At 70.7% G+C, this 14,793-nt stretch carries 18 protein-coding genes; 6 read left to right on the forward strand and 12 right to left on the reverse strand.

Features of this window, described 5'->3' with window-relative positions; all coding sequences use genetic code 11:
• Window positions 1-222: 222 nt before the first annotated feature.
• Genes P8R59_RS16915 through P8R59_RS16925 form a run of 3 tightly spaced genes read right to left on the reverse strand, consistent with a single transcriptional unit; the run spans window position 223 to window position 2,702 of the window.
• On the reverse strand, window positions 223-837 hold the full coding sequence (locus P8R59_RS16915) for a response regulator transcription factor (protein WP_278102014.1): 615 nt from the start codon (window positions 835-837) through the stop codon (window positions 223-225).
• The gene (locus tag P8R59_RS16920; RefSeq protein ID WP_278102015.1) at window positions 834-2,255 is read right to left on the reverse strand and encodes a sensor histidine kinase; all 1,422 of its coding nucleotides are present in this window, start codon (window positions 2,253-2,255) and stop codon (window positions 834-836) included. The genes P8R59_RS16915 and P8R59_RS16920 overlap by 4 nt, the downstream gene beginning before the upstream one ends.
• Window positions 2,256-2,702 carry a hypothetical protein gene (locus P8R59_RS16925; RefSeq protein WP_278102016.1) on the reverse strand — a complete coding sequence of 149 codons (447 nt, stop codon included), beginning with the start codon at window positions 2,700-2,702 and terminating at the stop codon, window positions 2,256-2,258.
• Between the two features lie 178 nt (window positions 2,703-2,880).
• Here P8R59_RS16925 and P8R59_RS16930 point away from each other — a divergent pair, with 178 nt between their 5' ends.
• Window positions 2,881-3,735 (forward strand): hypothetical protein, encoded by an 855-nt coding sequence (locus tag P8R59_RS16930; RefSeq protein ID WP_278102017.1) that lies wholly within the window; start codon window positions 2,881-2,883, stop codon window positions 3,733-3,735.
• Window positions 3,736-3,789: 54 nt separating this feature from the next.
• Here the strand turns inward: P8R59_RS16930 and P8R59_RS16935 are convergent, their stop codons facing one another.
• Window positions 3,790-5,103, reverse strand: coding sequence for an MFS transporter (locus P8R59_RS16935; protein ID WP_278102018.1), 1,314 nt, complete (start codon window positions 5,101-5,103; stop codon window positions 3,790-3,792).
• Window positions 5,104-5,176: 73 nt separating this feature from the next.
• Window positions 5,177-5,458 carry a hypothetical protein gene (locus P8R59_RS16940; protein WP_278102019.1) on the reverse strand — a complete coding sequence of 94 codons (282 nt, stop codon included), beginning with the start codon at window positions 5,456-5,458 and terminating at the stop codon, window positions 5,177-5,179.
• A gap of 106 nt (window positions 5,459-5,564) precedes the next feature.
• Between P8R59_RS16940 and P8R59_RS16945 the strand changes: the two genes are divergently transcribed.
• Together P8R59_RS16945 and P8R59_RS16950 are read left to right on the forward strand one after the other, a co-directional pair.
• On the forward strand, window positions 5,565-5,813 hold the full coding sequence (locus P8R59_RS16945; RefSeq protein ID WP_077051824.1) for a type II toxin-antitoxin system Phd/YefM family antitoxin: 249 nt from the start codon (window positions 5,565-5,567) through the stop codon (window positions 5,811-5,813).
• Window positions 5,810-6,076, forward strand: a complete 267-nt coding sequence (locus P8R59_RS16950) for a Txe/YoeB family addiction module toxin (RefSeq protein ID WP_278102020.1) — start codon at window positions 5,810-5,812, stop codon at window positions 6,074-6,076. The genes P8R59_RS16945 and P8R59_RS16950 overlap by 4 nt, the downstream gene beginning before the upstream one ends.
• A 30-nt stretch (window positions 6,077-6,106) precedes the next feature.
• Here the strand turns inward: P8R59_RS16950 and ychF are convergent, their stop codons facing one another.
• Together ychF and P8R59_RS16960 are read right to left on the reverse strand one after the other, a co-directional pair.
• Window positions 6,107-7,180 (reverse strand): redox-regulated ATPase YchF, encoded by a 1,074-nt coding sequence (gene ychF, locus P8R59_RS16955; protein ID WP_278102021.1) that lies wholly within the window; start codon window positions 7,178-7,180, stop codon window positions 6,107-6,109.
• 39 nt (window positions 7,181-7,219) lie between these two features.
• Window positions 7,220-7,969 carry a class I SAM-dependent methyltransferase gene (locus tag P8R59_RS16960; protein ID WP_278102022.1) on the reverse strand — a complete coding sequence of 250 codons (750 nt, stop codon included), beginning with the start codon at window positions 7,967-7,969 and terminating at the stop codon, window positions 7,220-7,222.
• Between the two features lie 174 nt (window positions 7,970-8,143).
• On the opposite strand from P8R59_RS16960, the gene P8R59_RS16965 reads away from it, so the two are divergent.
• A complete protein-coding gene (locus P8R59_RS16965; RefSeq protein ID WP_278102023.1) occupies window positions 8,144-8,740 on the forward strand; it encodes a 3'-5' exonuclease in 597 nt (198 codons plus the stop codon).
• Between the two features lie 50 nt (window positions 8,741-8,790).
• Window positions 8,791-10,113: a DNA recombination protein RmuC gene (locus P8R59_RS16970; RefSeq protein ID WP_278102024.1), complete on the forward strand. Its 1,323-nt coding sequence runs from the start codon at window positions 8,791-8,793 to the stop codon at window positions 10,111-10,113.
• Window positions 10,114-10,123: 10 nt separating this feature from the next.
• Here P8R59_RS16970 and P8R59_RS16975 read toward each other — a convergent pair whose 3' ends face one another.
• Together P8R59_RS16975 and glpX are read right to left on the reverse strand one after the other, a co-directional pair.
• The gene (locus P8R59_RS16975; RefSeq protein ID WP_077051830.1) at window positions 10,124-10,333 is read right to left on the reverse strand and encodes a UDP-N-acetylmuramyl pentapeptide phosphotransferase; all 210 of its coding nucleotides are present in this window, start codon (window positions 10,331-10,333) and stop codon (window positions 10,124-10,126) included.
• A 291-nt stretch (window positions 10,334-10,624) separates the two neighbouring features.
• Complete coding sequence (gene glpX, locus P8R59_RS16980; RefSeq protein WP_077051831.1) at window positions 10,625-11,614, reverse strand: class II fructose-bisphosphatase; 990 nt, start codon at window positions 11,612-11,614, stop codon at window positions 10,625-10,627.
• A gap of 180 nt (window positions 11,615-11,794) precedes the next feature.
• Here glpX and fbaA point away from each other — a divergent pair, with 180 nt between their 5' ends.
• Window positions 11,795-12,823, forward strand: a complete 1,029-nt coding sequence (gene fbaA, locus P8R59_RS16985) for a class II fructose-bisphosphate aldolase (protein WP_077051832.1) — start codon at window positions 11,795-11,797, stop codon at window positions 12,821-12,823.
• A gap of 150 nt (window positions 12,824-12,973) precedes the next feature.
• On the opposite strand, the gene P8R59_RS16990 is transcribed toward fbaA, so the two are convergent.
• The 3 genes from P8R59_RS16990 to P8R59_RS17000 are packed head-to-tail and all read right to left on the reverse strand — an operon-like array spanning window position 12,974 to window position 14,739.
• Complete coding sequence (locus P8R59_RS16990; RefSeq protein ID WP_278102025.1) at window positions 12,974-13,519, reverse strand: MOSC domain-containing protein; 546 nt, start codon at window positions 13,517-13,519, stop codon at window positions 12,974-12,976.
• 9 nt (window positions 13,520-13,528) lie between these two features.
• On the reverse strand, window positions 13,529-14,239 hold the full coding sequence (locus P8R59_RS16995) for an anti-sigma factor family protein (RefSeq protein ID WP_278102026.1): 711 nt from the start codon (window positions 14,237-14,239) through the stop codon (window positions 13,529-13,531).
• Window positions 14,236-14,739 carry a sigma-70 family RNA polymerase sigma factor gene (locus tag P8R59_RS17000; RefSeq protein WP_278102027.1) on the reverse strand — a complete coding sequence of 168 codons (504 nt, stop codon included), beginning with the start codon at window positions 14,737-14,739 and terminating at the stop codon, window positions 14,236-14,238. The genes P8R59_RS16995 and P8R59_RS17000 overlap by 4 nt, the downstream gene beginning before the upstream one ends.
• Between the last annotated feature and the right edge of the window lie 54 nt (window positions 14,740-14,793).

Raw genomic sequence — 14,793 nt, forward strand, 5'->3', positions numbered from 1 at the left:
GTGCGCCGATCACCCGGGCCGGGTCCCATCTCCGTCGCAGCGGGGGTGGGGGTGGAGGAGTCGGTCGGCCACGGACTCGGTTCCGGAACGCATCCCGACATGAGAAGGGCGAGTACGACAATGGCGGCCCCCGCACCGATCCCCCGTTTCCCCATGGTGCGAGTATCCCCGACGATCCTGAGTCGTCTCTCCACGCACGACCTGCACCCTCGTCCGACGGCGTCAGCGCGCGAGGTTGTCCCGCGCCCAGAGCGCCGCGCTGGTGCGATCGCCGACGCCGAGCTGCCGGAAGATGCTGCCCAGGTGCGCCTTGACGGTGCGCTCCGAGATACCGAGGCTCGCGGCGATCTGTTTGTTCGGCATCCCCGTCGCCACGAGGCCGAGCACCTCTTCCTCGCGCGCGCTCAGGCCGGTTCCGGCCGACGCGGGTTCGGGGAGGAGGATTCCCGCGACGCGCGGATCCAGGGGCGCGTGACCCGCGTGGACCGCCCGCACGGCCGCGCGGAGGTCGGCGGGTTCGGCATCCTTCAACTGGTACCCGGTCGCACCCGCCGCAAGGGCGCGTCGGACACGGTCCCGATCGCCGAACGAGGTCAGGACGAGCACGCGGACGCTCGGTGCAGTCGCTCGGACCGAGCGCGTCGCCTCGATGCCGTCGAGCACGGGCATCGACAGGTCCATGACGACGACGTCGACCTGGTCCGCCGAGACCGCCTCGACGGCCGCGGACCCGTCCGCCACCGTGGCGACGATCTCGATGTCGCCGTCGGCGGTGAGGACGGATGCCAATCCCTCGCGCACCATGGCGTGGTCGTCGGCGATGAGGACGCGGATCACGGCTGCTCCCGGGGTGCGGTTCGGTCGGACAGGCGCAGGCGCCAGCGGGTGCCGAGCCCGGGCGCGGTGGCGAGGGAGAGCTCGGCTCCGGCCTCGGCGGCGAGATCGTGCATGACACGGGTGCCGAGGTGTCCATCGTCGCGGGCGAGGTCCAGGACCGCGGGATCGAAGCCGGGGCCGTCATCGGCGACCTCCAGGACGGTCGTTCCCCCATCCCGCGTCACGGCGATCCGGACTCGGCACGGCGCCGCGTGGGTCACCGCGTTGCGCAACGCTTCCTGGGCGACGCGGTAGAGAAGGCGCTGGTCGTCTTCGGCGAGGTCGTCGGCGCCCGGATCGAGGTCCAGGTCGACCTCGATCCCCCGCGCCGACGCGGTCGCGACGAGGTCGCGCACCGTGGCGGCCAGCCCGGCCGAGCGCAGGCTCTCGGGGTAGATGTCGACCAGGAGTGACCGCAGCACGCGGACATTGCCGCGCACGGCACCGGCCACGTCGCGGGCGCGGCCGGCGGCATCCGTCAGACCGTCGCGGTCGGCGGCGACGGCGGCGCTCTCGGCGACGAAGCTCGTGGCCACCAGGTCCTGCACGGGGCCGTCGTGGAGGGTGCCGGCGATACGGCGACGTTCGGCATCCGACGCGTCCACCGCCCTCTGCAAGAGCTCGGCGCGGCGGGCCTCCGCGCCGCGCAGGCGGCGGATGAGCCCCCAGACGATCGGCGCGGTCAGCACGACGAGCAGCAGCAGGCTGCTCGTGGTGACCCCCGCGAAGCCGCGCCACAGCTCGGCGGATCGAGCCGCAACCGGTTCGTACGGGTAGTACACCTCGAAGAGCAACTGCTGGCCCGACGGGGTCCAGACCGGGCGGTACACCTCGAGCAGACGGGGAGCGTCTTCGAACACGTTCTCGTCCTCCGACAGGTCGGACACCGTGGCGCGGGTCGACGGGGATGCCAGCGCGGCGCGCTGCGCATCGTCGAGCGCGAAGGTGCGTCCGATCAACTGCGGTTCGTCGGCGTACAGCACCTGTCCCTGCGGGTTCCAGATCTTCACGCGGACGACATCGGACCCCAGCACCGTCGACCGGACGACCGTGTCGAACGCCTCGACGGCGGCAGGATCCCCCGCGGCGAGCGCGTCGGTGAGCGCGGGACGGATGACGGCCTCGGCCAGCACGTTGGTCGTCTGTGCGGCGTCGTTGACCGCCTCGCGCTCCGCGAGCCACTGCGCGCCGAAGCCGGCCAGAACCGTGACGGCCACCAGCGCCGTCGCCAGCACGGCACCCAGACGCACCAGCACGGCGCGGGCCGAGAGGGACCGTGGCACGACGTCGGGCGCGCGTCCGACGACGCGAACCGACCACGGCACCGCCTCAACGGCGTCCGTGGTCGGTGATCGTGGCGAGGGGGGATCGGATGCCACTCAGTCGTCCTCTCCCCCACGGTCGCCGCCGTGGCGTCCCGAGCCGGTGTCGTCCGTGCCTCCGCCGGAACCCGAGGAGTCGTCGGGCGCCGTCGACGGCTCCGCGGAGTCGTCGACCGTCGCACCCTGCGTCGCCCGGTCGTCGCCGGACTCCACGCGCGCGTCACGGGGGACGTCGCCGCCGCCGTCGTCCGTGCTGCCGGACCCGTCGTCCGTGCCGCCAGAGGCCCCTCCGCGGTCGTCACCGGGCTCCACCCGCTGATCACGTGGTGTCTCGCCGCCGTGGTCGTCGATGGTGGGTGACGGAGAAACCGTCACCACCTGGCCCGACACCGGGACGGGGACAGGAACCGATTCGGCGAACGAGGTGTTGCCCCACAGCCCCAGGGCCGCGGGGGCGGCGGCGAGTACGAGGGCGCCCGCGCCGATGAGGATCCGCTTCTTCATGTCATCCGTCCTTCCCGCCATTCTCGCGTGGATCGCGAGAGACGCTGCGTTCACTGTGGACGGGACGGCCGGTCGGGCACCATCGGACGATGGTCGTACGACCAAGGTCGCATTGTCGCGTCCGCTGCCGCGCGTCGAGGGTGGGACACAGCTCACCCCCTGACGAAACGAGGCACCCATGAGCAGCACGACCCTCACCCGCACGACGGCGGTCCTCGCGGCCGCCCTGGTCGCGGCATCCGGTCTCCTCTTCCCGGCGGCCGCCCAGGCGAAGACGACCTCGACGGGCGGCGACTACGCCGTCACCGTCAACGGCACCACGTACAACCCCGCTCCGGGCAAGGACGCGAAGCTGAAGGACGTCACGGTCTCGACGCCGATCGTCGTCAGCGGACGCAACAACCGCTTCACGATCGACCCGGCGACCCTCGGCGTGTACGCCTACACGCTCACCGGCGCGCCCGACACTCAGCGCATGGTGACGAGTCCCACGGTGGTGTTCGCGTCGAAGGTTCCGACCCTGACCGCGGCACAGCGTTCCGGCACCCGCCTGGCGAGCCTCGAAGTCCGCGACGACGCGCTCGTCGCGATCTTCACCACCGCCGGCGGCAAGCTGAAGATCCAGGCGAAGGACGGCGCTCAGGGCGGCATCTTCCAGATGGAGCCGGAGTTCGCGGCCCCCGTCGAGCTCGTCCACACCCTGGGCCCGGGCCTGTTCTACTTCGTGAACCAGTACACCGGCAAGATCAACTTCGGCAACGGAGTGGATGCCGTCGCCTCCGGCCCCGATGCGCATCAGATGCTCCTCGGCAAGGACAGCCCGCAGGTGGCGACGAAGACCTACCAGGATGCCACCGTGACGAAGTGGATCGTCCAGTCCGGCGGTCGCCTGGGCGGCGTGCTCGGAGAGGATGCCATCGAGCTCTCGGCGGGAGCCACGAACTGCACGAGTCAGTGCCAGGCGCAGAACCGGATCAACGGTTCGCTGCCGGTCCCGCCCGACCCGTCGAACCCGACCCCGATCGGCGGCTGACGCCGTGCACTCGAGCCCCCGGTCACGTGGCCGGGGGCTTCGACGTGCGGGCGGTCAGGACCGCGGTGCGTCCAGGGCGGTGGCCGCTCCTCCGCGCATCGCGAGCGAAGCGACGAGCGTCACCCCGAGAAGCACGGTCAGGTACACGAGGAATCCGACTCCGCCTGCTGTCGCGTGATAGATCAACGGGGCAGTGCCGCCGAAGAGCGAGTTCGCCACCGCGTAGCCGAGGCCGACGCCGAGGGCCCGGATGTGGGCCGGGAAGACCTCCGCCTTGGCGATGCCGTTCACGGACAGGTAGCAGGTCAGAACGGCGAACGAGAGAACGAGGATGCCGAACACCACCGGGGGTGCCGTCACTCGCGCGGCCGTCGACACGAGCACGGCCGCACCGAGAACCCCCGTCGCGCCAAAGGCGACGAGGAGAGGCTTGCGGCCGATCCGGTCGCTCAGCGCCCCGCCGAGCGGCTGCAGGAGCATGAGCACGACGAAGGCCACGAGGACGACGCCCGTGACCGCGAGTTCCGCCGGCGCACCGCCCGCGGCGAAAGCGGTCTCGCGAAAGAGGGAGGGAACCGTGACCGTGGCGGTGTAGAACGCTGCGCTCCCTCCGGCGGTGAGGAGCATCACCCACACGAGCGGACGCCAGTGGGAGTGGAGCAATTCCGCCATGGTCGAGGGCGCCGTCGGTGTCGCCGCCCGCGCGGTGGATCCCGGATGCCGAAGTCCCCGTGCCCACCACAGCGATGCCAGGCCCGCGAGGCCGCCGACCACGAAGGCGGCCCGCCAACCCCATTCCGACACGGAGGCGCGATCACCGACGAGCAGGAGCACCAGAAGCGAGCCCTGCGCGAGCACCAGGCCACCGACGATGGTCGCCCCTTGGAAGGACGCGAAGAATCCGCGGTGCCCCCGGGTGCCGGACTCCGACAGCAGCACGGTGGCGGCCGCGTACTCTCCCCCGGCGGCGATCCCCTGCACGATGCTCACGACCACGAGGATCACGGCGGCCCATCCCCCGATCGCGCGCTCGGTCGGCGCGACGGCAAGAGCGAGCGATCCGGCCGACATGAGGGCGACGGCGGCCACGAGTGCCGCCATCCTCCCCCGTGTGTCCGCGAGCTTGCCGAACAGCCAGGAGCCCACCGGTCGCACGACGAACGTCACGGCGAACAGCGCGTACACGTAGATCAGCGAGTCGGGCGACTGCGCGTCGAAGAACTCGGTCCGGAAGTACGGCGCGAAGATCGCGTAGACGTACAGGTTGAACCACTGGGCGAGGTTCGGCACGGATCCGGCGAGAATGGCTCGCGCGCGGCTGCGGCGGTCGAGGTGCGGGTCGGGTGCGACCGCGGGCGTGGAGTGCACGCGCTGACTTTAGCGAAGGAGCCGCTCGCCCTCAGCCGGCGTCGGGCAGGGTGTCCTTGACCGACGGCCTCCGTCAGACGACGACGCCGCGGAGCCCGTCGATCGGGCGCTCGTCCCACATCTCGAACGGGTCGTCGCCGACCTCCGCCATCAGCGCCGGCCGCGCGGCCGCCGCGGCCGCTTCCGATGCCCATAGCGCGATCCCGACCAGACGACCGCTGCCGTCGTCGACGACACCGGTCCATTCGAGACCCACCTGTTCACGGGCGACCCGGCTGTAGCGCTGCATCGAGTCGATGACGGCAGCCCGGTGCTCGGGCTTCGGGGAGTGCACGGACACAACGGCGTAGGTCATGCCCGATGGTGGCACCGGCGAAGGGTGCTGCGCCAGGGGCGAATCGACGGGCGCGGCGCCGGCACCCACTGGTACCATATCTTGTACCACCTGGCGGGAGATCAACATGGCCATCACCACGAGCGAGGCACGACGTGACCTCTTCGGTCTCATCGAACGCGTCAATCTCGACCACACAGAGATCGAGATCACATCGAAGCGCGGGTCGGCCGTCCTCATGTCGAAGGACGAGTACGACTCCCTCGTCGAGACGAGCTACCTGCTGCGTTCGCCCGAAAACGCTCGGCGGTTGCTGAGCGCCCTCGACAGTGCACGTTCTGGAGATGTCCAAGAGCGCGACCTGATCGAGCCGTGAGCCAGCTCTCACTCGCCTGGACTGCTGAGGGGTGGGAGGACTACCTGTACTGGCAGACGCAGGATCGCAAGACGCTTCGACGCATCAACCAACTCATCGCAGATATGCTCCGCGACGACCCGTTCGAGGGGATCGGCAAGCCGGAGCCGCTCAGACATGCCCTCGCCGGCGCGTTGTCGCGCCGCATCGACGAGGCCAATCGCCTCGTCTACATCACCGATGACACTCACGTGACTGTCCTGCAGGCGCGGTACCACTATTGACCTGCACGACACCCTGAGTGTTCGTGCACCTCAGTTGTTAAAGCGGAACTCCACCACGTCGCCGTCCTGCATGACGTAGTCCTTGCCCTCGAGCCGCGCCTTGCCCTTCGCGCGGGCCTCGGCGACCGAGCCGAGCGCGACGAGATCGGCGAAGGAGATGACCTCGGCCTTGATGAAGCCCTTCTCGAAGTCGGTGTGGATCACGCCGGCCGCCTGCGGCGCCTTGGCGCCCTTCGGGATCGTCCACGCGCGCGCTTCCTTCGGACCCGCCGTGAGGTAGGTCTGCAGACCGAGCGTGTCGAAGCCGACGCGGGCGAGCTGGTCGAGACCCGACTCGTCCTGACCCGTGGATGCCAGCAGTTCGGCGGCATCCTCGGGGTCGAGGTCGATCAGCTCGGACTCGATCTTGGCATCCAGGAAGACGGCCTTCGCCGGCGCCACGAGCGCCGCGAGCTCGGCCTTGCGGGCCTCGTCGGTGAGGACGGCCTCGTCGACGTTGAAGACGAAGATGAACGGCTTCGCGGTGAGAAGGCCCAGCTCGCGGATCGGTGAGAGGTCGAGACCGGATGCCGAGAGCAGCACGCCGCGCTGGAGCGCATCCTGCGCGGCCTTGGCGGCGTCGAGCACGGAGGGGTCGAGCTTCTTGCCCTTGATCTCCTTCTCGTAGCGCGGGATCGCCTTCTCGAGCGTCTGGAGGTCGGCGAGCTGCAGCTCGGCGTTGATCGTCTCCATGTCGCTCGCGGGGTTCACCTGCCCGTCGACGTGGACCACGTCGTCGTCGGCGAACCCGCGGACCACCTGGGCGATGGCATCCGCTTCACGGATGTTCGCGAGGAACTGGTTGCCCAGGCCCTCGCCCTCGCTCGCGCCGCGCACGATCCCGGCGATGTCGACGAACGACACGACGGCGGGGACGAGCCGCTCCGAGCCGAACACGTCGGCGAGCTGCTGCAGGCGCGCATCGGGAAGGTTCACGACCCCGACGTTCGGCTCGATCGTCGCGAACGGGTAGTTCGCCGCGAGCACGTCGTTCTTGGTCAGGGCGTTGAAGAGGGTCGACTTTCCGACGTTGGGAAGGCCGACGATTCCGATGGTAAGAGCCACGGGAGTCCAGGTTACCCGGCCCGCGCCGCCCCCACGGCGTCAGGGGCGTCGCGCGCGGTAGGCGTGGGTGACGTAGGGCAGGTCGACCGCTCCCCCGTCGGCGAGTCCGGGGACGGATGCCACGACCCCGTCGACCTCGGCGTCGATGCGGGCGCGCTCCTCGGGGCTCGCCATGATGACGTCGCTGCGGGAGAAGACGAGATCGCGCAGTTGCGGGAGGGTGATGGGGCGGCTCCACGTCCACGACCGGTGCTCGAGATCGACCAAGGGCTCCGCGATCCGCGGACCGCCCGCGGCGATGAGCCGTTCGCCGTGCGACGCGCCCATCGCGTCGGTCAGACGCCGCACCCATCCGACGCGTTCGTCCCGGATGTTCCAGACCAGCCCGAGCACTCCCCCCGACCTCACGACGCGTCCGACCTCGCGCGAGCCCGCGTCCGGGTCCACCCAGTGCCAGGCCTGTCCCATGACCACCGCGTCGAGACCGGAGTCCGGCAGCGGCAGATCCTCCGCCGTGCCGGCGAACGTCGGGATGCCGCGCACGTTGTCCTGGAGCGACGCCAGCATCGTGGCATCCGGGTCGATCGCGACGACATCCGCGCCGAGCTCGACGACCGCGCGCGTGAGCTTGCCGGTCCCCGCTCCCACGTCGGCGACGCGGAGGGCCCGGCCCGGCTCGCGCACCGGCGCGAGCATCCACTCCACCGCCGCGGCGGGATACTCCGGCCGCCCCGACTCGTAGGCCGCGGCGGCCTGCCCGAACGACGTCGACTTCCGGCTCTCCGTCATGCCCTCGACCCTACGCCGAGTGTTCGAAGCGAGCCGTGCCGCGGAGTCCGTGCCCGCCACGCCGACCCCGGATGCCACACCACGGCGTGTCAGTGACGGACTCCGCCGGACGGCCCGGGGTGAATCGCGGCGCGCCTCCCCGGCACCGCGCGGCGCGCGACGCAGGGTGGAGGGGTGGCACTGGATTTCACCGCGATCGACTTCGAGACGGCGAATTCCAGTGGTGCGTCCGCATGCGCGGTGGGGCTGGCCCGCGTCCGGGGTGGTCGCGTCGTCGCCACCGCCGCGTGGCTCATCAAGCCCCCGTCCGGCCACGACACCTTCGCACCGATCAACGTCGGCATCCACGGCATCCGCCCCGCGGACGTCGTGGACGCACCGGAGTGGTCCACGCAGCTGGAACGTCTGACGGCGTTCGCCGGTGCCGACGTGCTCGTCGCGCACAACGCGGGCTTCGACATGTCGGTCCTGCGCCGCGCGTGCGGCGTGACCGGCGACGAGTGCCCGCCCTACCGCTACCTCTGCAGCGTGCAGATGTCGCGGAAGACCTACACGCTCGACTCGTACCGCCTGCCCCTCGTCGCCGCTGAGGCCGGCTGTTCGCCTTTCGCGCACCACGACGCCCTCGCGGACGCCGTCGCGTGCGCCGAGATCACGATCGACTGCGCGCGCCGCGCCGGCGTCGACGACGTGCACGCCCTGGCCGCCCACCTGGGCGTCCGCGTGTCGCAGATCGCCGCCGGGCCGCGGCTCGAACGCGCCGTCGCCTGAGTCCCGCCGCGCTTCCGGGCGATGTCGGACCCCTCCGGCACACTGAGCACATGGATGCCATCGCCCTGATCCTCGCGGTCCTCGCCCTCGCCGTCGGAGCCGCCGCCGGGTGGTTCCTGGGCACCGCCCGGGCCACCTCCCGCGCCGCCGCCGAGCGCGTCGATCTCGCCGCGCGCGTCGCGGCCGCCGACGCCGCCCGTGCGGGGGTCCAGGCCCAGCTCGACCACCAGAGCACGCTCTACCGCGACCTTGTCGCGCAGACGCGAGCCGACCAGGCTGCGCGCGAGGAGCGCGACCGGCGTGAGCAGACCGTGCTGCGCGCCCTCGACCCTGTGCGCGAAACGCTCGACGCGATGCAGCGCAAGGTCGACGGCCTCGAGCGCGACCGCGTCGAGCAGTACTCGGCGCTCGGCGAACAGCTGCGGCTCTCGCGCGAAGCCGACGAAGCGTTGCGATCGACGACCGAGGCGCTCGCCTCCGCGATGCGATCCGGCAGCACCCGCGGCGTGTGGGGCGAGACGCAGCTTCGCCGCGTGGTCGAGGCCGCAGGCCTCACGCGCTACGTCGACTTCGACCTACAGTCCTCGATCGCCTCCGACGCGGGCGCGGGGCGGCCCGACATGGTCGTCCGCCTCCCCGGTGGGAAGGCGCTGGCGGTGGATGCCAAGGTCCCCCTCGACGCGTTCCTGCAGGCCAGCGCGATCCCGGTGACCGCCACGGGCGACGACGGCGCCCGACGTTCCGCCCTCATGACCAAGCACACCAAGGCGGTGCGCGCCCACGTCGACGCGCTCGCCCGCAAGACGTACTGGGCGGGGCTGACCAGCAGCCCCGAGTTCGTCATCTGCTTCCTGCCCAGCGAGTCGCTGCTGTCGGCGGCCCTGGACGACGACCCCACCCTGCTGGAGTACGCCTTCGCCCGACGAGTGGCCCTCGCCTCGCCGGTGAACCTGTGGGCGGTGCTCAAGACGGTGGCCTTCACCTGGACTCAGCAGGACGTGTCCGACGAGGCCCGCACGCTCTTCGCCCTCGGCACCGAGCTGTACGACCGGATCGGCGTTCTCGCCGGGCACGCGGGCGACCTGCGACGCGCGCTGGAGCGCACAGTCGACAGCTACAACAAGTTCGCCGGCTCGCTCGAGTCACGGGTGCTCGTCTCGGCGCGGAAGTTCCCCGGCATCGACGAGACCAAGTTGGATGCCGTCACCGCTCCCGCCACGCTCGAGTCCGCACCGCGGCGCTGGACCGCGCCCGAACTCCTCGAGATCGAGGACGAGGGGACGCCCACGAGCGACGATGCCACCGCCGACGGAATCGCGTACGCCGATCTCGGCGAGGTACGCGCACGCGCCGGGCTCGCTCAGGACGATTGAGCGGGAACGATCAAGACCCGCCGGGAACCCAGCTGAGCAGGCTCACCACGGCGGCGGACACGGCGACGAAGGCTCCTACCATCCACCAGGCACTGATCTCGTGACCCTCGGCGCGGCGCTTGCGCAGCAGAACATCGGGACGACGCGCGGGGTCGACGGCGCTGGCGATCACCGCCTGCGCACCTGTCTGAGGTGCGGTCGAGTTCGTCGTAGCTGCCATGAAACGATCCCCCTTCGGGTCTCGGAAGAACACAGCGTCGCCGTTGACACTGCTGATGATTCTGCCAGAGGGCCCTGTGAGAACGAGTCACGCTTGCGCAACGACACGCCCGGCTGTACCTGCATGCGCGGGACAGCTCCGGCGCGCCTCCGCTCCGGCGCGCCGCTGCGCACCGCTGCCGCAACGCACCTGTACCGCGAAGCAGCAACGGACTGACATCCCCACTGCACCCTGCAGTGGAGTTGTCAGTCAGATGCAGTCTCGCGGCCCCGGCCGCCCGACGTCAGCGCGTCAGAGCCACTTCGACGTCAGGTGCTCCGACGAGATCCGGCGCAGCGTGCCCGACGCACCGCGGAGCACGACGCTCTCGGTGTAGATGAAGTCGCCGTCGCGGCGCACGCCCTGCACGAGCTGGCCATCGGTGACGCCCGTGGCGACGAAGATCGTGTTTTTCCCCGTCACGAGACCGTCGGCCTCGTAGACCTCGCCGTCGACCTTGAGGCCCGCGTCGCGGCCCTTCTCCTTCTCATCGTCATCGCGCGGCGCGAGTACACCCTGGATGTGCCCGCCCAGCGCCTTGATCGCGCAGGCGGTGACGATGCCTTCCGGGCTTCCACCGATGCCGACGCACATGTCGGTGCGGGCGTTGTGACGCGCGGCGTTGATGCCGCCGGCGACGTCGCCGTCGCTCATCAGGCGGGTTCCGGCACCGGCTTCGCGGATGTCGGCGATCAGCTGCTCGTGACGCGGGCGGTTCAGTACCGAGACCACGATCTCGTCCACGGGCTTGCCCAGCGCCTTCGCCAGCAGCCGGATGTTCTCGCCGATCGGGAGGCGGATGTCGACGACGCCCACGCCCGCGGGACCGGTGACGAGCTTGTCCATGTAGAACACGCTCGACGCTTCCAGCATCGTCCCGTGGTCCGAGACCGCGATGACCGACAGGGCGTTCTGGCGCCCCGCTGCGGTCAGGGAGGTTCCGTCGATCGGGTCGACCGCGACGTCGCACCGGGGCCCCTTGCCGTTCCCCACCCGCTCGCCGTTGTAGAGCATCGGGGCGTTGTCCTTCTCGCCCTCGCCTATGACGATCGTGCCGTCGAAGTTGACCGTGCTGAAGAACGCGCGCATCGCGTCGACAGCCGCGCCGTCGGCGGCCTCCTTGGCTCCGCGACCGATGAACGGAACGGCTCGGATGGCCGCCGCCTCGGTGGCCCTCACCAGCTCGAGAGCCAGGTTCCGATCGGGATGCAGAGGACTCATGTCGGACGTCAGGCTCACCATGTGGCCCACTGTAGCCAGCCTTGTCGTGACAATCGGCAGTTTTCAGCGTCTCGCGGATGAAGGAATCGCGATTCTTAACAGCAGAGGAGAACGGGCAGGTTCCTCGCCCGCCGACCCCGTCACGATCGACCGCCTTCGCTAGAGTGACGGTTGTCCCCGTCACGACCAAGGAGTCTCTCCATGCCCGTCGCCACCCCTGAGCAGTACGCCGAGATGCTGGACCGCGCCAAGGCCGGCAGCTTCGCGTACCCCGCGATCAACGTCTCGAGCTCGCAGACCATCAACTCCGTGCTCCAGGGCCTGACCGAGGCCGGCTCGGACGGCATCCTGCAGGTCACCACCGGCGGCGCCGACTACTTCGCCGGCCACACCGTCAAGGCCCGCGCGACCGGCGCGCTCGCGTTCGCGAAGTACGTGACCGAGGTCGCCAAGAACTATCCCGTCACGGTCGCGCTGCACACCGACCACTGCCCGAAGGACGCGCTGCCCGGCTTCGTGATCCCCCTCCTGGAGGCATCCGAGGAAGAGGTCAAGGCCGGCCGCAACCCGATCTTCCAGTCGCACATGTGGGACGGTTCGGCCGTGCCCCTCGACGAGAACATCGACATCGCCGCCGAGCTCCTCCCGCGCCTCAAGAACATCAACGCGATCCTCGAGATCGAGGTCGGCGTGGTCGGCGGCGAAGAGGACGGCGTCGCGCACGAGGGCTCCAACGAGGCGCTGTACACCACCGTCGCCGACGTGACGAAGGCCGTCGAGCGTCTGGGACTCGGCGAGAACGGCCGGTACATCTCGGCCCTCACCTTCGGCAACGTGCACGGCGTGTACAAGCCCGGTGGCGTGAAGCTGCGCCCCGAGCTGCTCGGTGAGATCCAGGAGGGCATCGCCGCGAAGTTCGGCACCGGCCCCAAGCCCCTCGACCTCGTCTTCCACGGCGGCAGCGGCTCCACCGACGAGGAGATCGCCCTGGCCGTCTCCAACGGCGTCGTCAAGATGAACATCGACACCGACACGCAGTACGCCTTCACCCGGTCGATCGCGGGCTACATGTTCTCGAACTACGAGGGTGTGCTGAAGATCGATGGCGAGGTCGGCAACAAGAAGCAGTACGACCCGCGCGCGTGGGGCAAGGTCGCGGAGTCGGCCATGGCCGTGCGCGTCGTCGAGGCGACGAAGCAGCTCGGATCGTTCGGCAAGTCGCAGGGCTGACCCGAAGGCTCCCCCGCGAACGCCCCGGCTCCGGCCGGGGCGTTCGTGCGTTCCCACCCCTCGCTGACTTCGGGGAGATGTCCGACGGGCGAGGCGCGGGGCGGACGTTCGCCCGAAGTCAGCGATGACGATGCCGCGAGAACGGCTGACCTACGAGCGGTACAGCTCCAGCACGGTGGGGGCGTCCGACGGCGACGACACGATCTCGACCGGGTCGCCGGCGCGGACGTCGCCCGCCCGTCGGACCCGGAGATAGGCACCGAGCCGCCCCTCGTCCGAGAAGCGCTTGACCCACCCGCGGCCCGCCGAGCCGCCGACCCAGCGCGCGAAGGTCGCGCACGGGGTCCGGGGCATCGTCACCTCGAGCTGGACGGTGTCACCGATCCGCCAGACCTCGCCGATCCGCGCGCTATTGACGTCGACGCCGTCGAGCCGCAGGTTCTCACCGAACCAGCCGGGGGCGAGCTCGCGTCCGAGCTGCTGCTCCCAGAACTGGGCGTCGTCCTGCGCGTACGCGTAGACGGCCTTGTCGGGGCCGCCGTGGTGCTTGCGGCTCGCCTGCACGTCGGCGCGGACACCCAGCGGACCGATGCGCACGGCCCCGTCAAGCGCGCGCTTGTCGATGGCGGTGACGCCGACCGAACCGGAGTCGGGGCGGAGGGCGTGGACGGCGCAGACGGCGACGAGGCTCGGCATCCCTCGATGCTACGGGCTGTCGAACACCCGTCGCATGACGACGCGATCGCCGTCGACGGTGCGGATCTCGATGGAGTCGATCCGGGATGCCGCCACGTCGGTGCCCGCGCTCAGCTCGGTGGTCGAGCCGGGGCCGGCGCGCCACGTGGAGAGCATGGTCGTCGCTCCCGAGTCGTCCGTGACGGCGAGGGCGTAGGGCCAGCCGCCGGGCGGAGCGTCGAGGACCTGGCCGGTGTACTGGCAGACGAGATCGATCCGGGTGCCCCACTCGACGGGCGTGAGTCTCACCGACGCCTCCAGCGGCGCGCCCGCCACATCGTCCAAGGCGTAGACGGTGCCGCCACCGTCGGTCGGGGTGCTCGTGAGCGCCAGGACGCTCGGCACCGCGATGACCAGCAGGGCCGCGGCGGCTGCACCCGCCCACAGGGCGACCGCGCGGCGCCGCCGATGCCGCGCGGTGCGCACGACCCGTCCCCGAAGATCGGGATCGGGGGCGGTGGGCGCCGCCCGGAACTGCGGATCGTCTCCGTCGATCGCGCGAGCACGCTCGGGCGACAGCCGCGACAGGAGCCCGGCCGTGGGCGCGAGCTCGGCGACGGCGGCCCGGCAGAGCGCGCAGTCGTCGAGGTGGCGTTCGTAGTCGCCGCGGTCGGCGGCCGACAGCGCACCCAGCACGTACGCGCCGTCCCATTCGGCGAATTTCTCGTGGTCGGAGGTCATCGCGTCACCCCCCTCTCCTGCAGGGCCAGCCGGAGCGCGCGCACGGCGTAGTGCAGACGCGACTTCACGGTACCCGCCGGGATCCCCAGTTCTTCCGCCGCTTGCGCGACGCTCCGGCCCCCGTAGTAGGCCGACACGATGACCGCGCGGTGATCGGCCGTCAGGGTCGCCAGGGCCTCCTCGACGAGCAGCGCGTCGAACACGGCATCCGTGTGATCCCCGCCCGCGGTCTCGGGCAGTTCGTCGACCGGCTGCTCGTGGCGCCGCCGGGCACTGCGCGCCTCGTCGATGACGATGTTGCGGGCGACGGTGAACATCCAGGACCGCAACGTCGAAGGGTCGTCCGCCATGACGCGCGGCGTCCGCCACGCGCGCAGCAGGGTCTCCTGGACGACGTCGTCGGCACCCGCGTGGTCGCCCGTGAGACTCACGACGTAGCGCCAGACGGGTGCGGCGTGCGCGTCGTACAGCGCGGTCAGCTGCGCGTGATCGTCTCGCATCGCGGCATCCCTCCTGTCCTCCTCACGGGAACACGGGATGCCGGGCCCCGCGGT

The sequence above is a fragment of the Microbacterium proteolyticum genome (genome assembly GCF_029639405.1).
Taxonomy (GTDB): Bacteria; Actinomycetota; Actinomycetes; order Actinomycetales; family Microbacteriaceae; genus Microbacterium.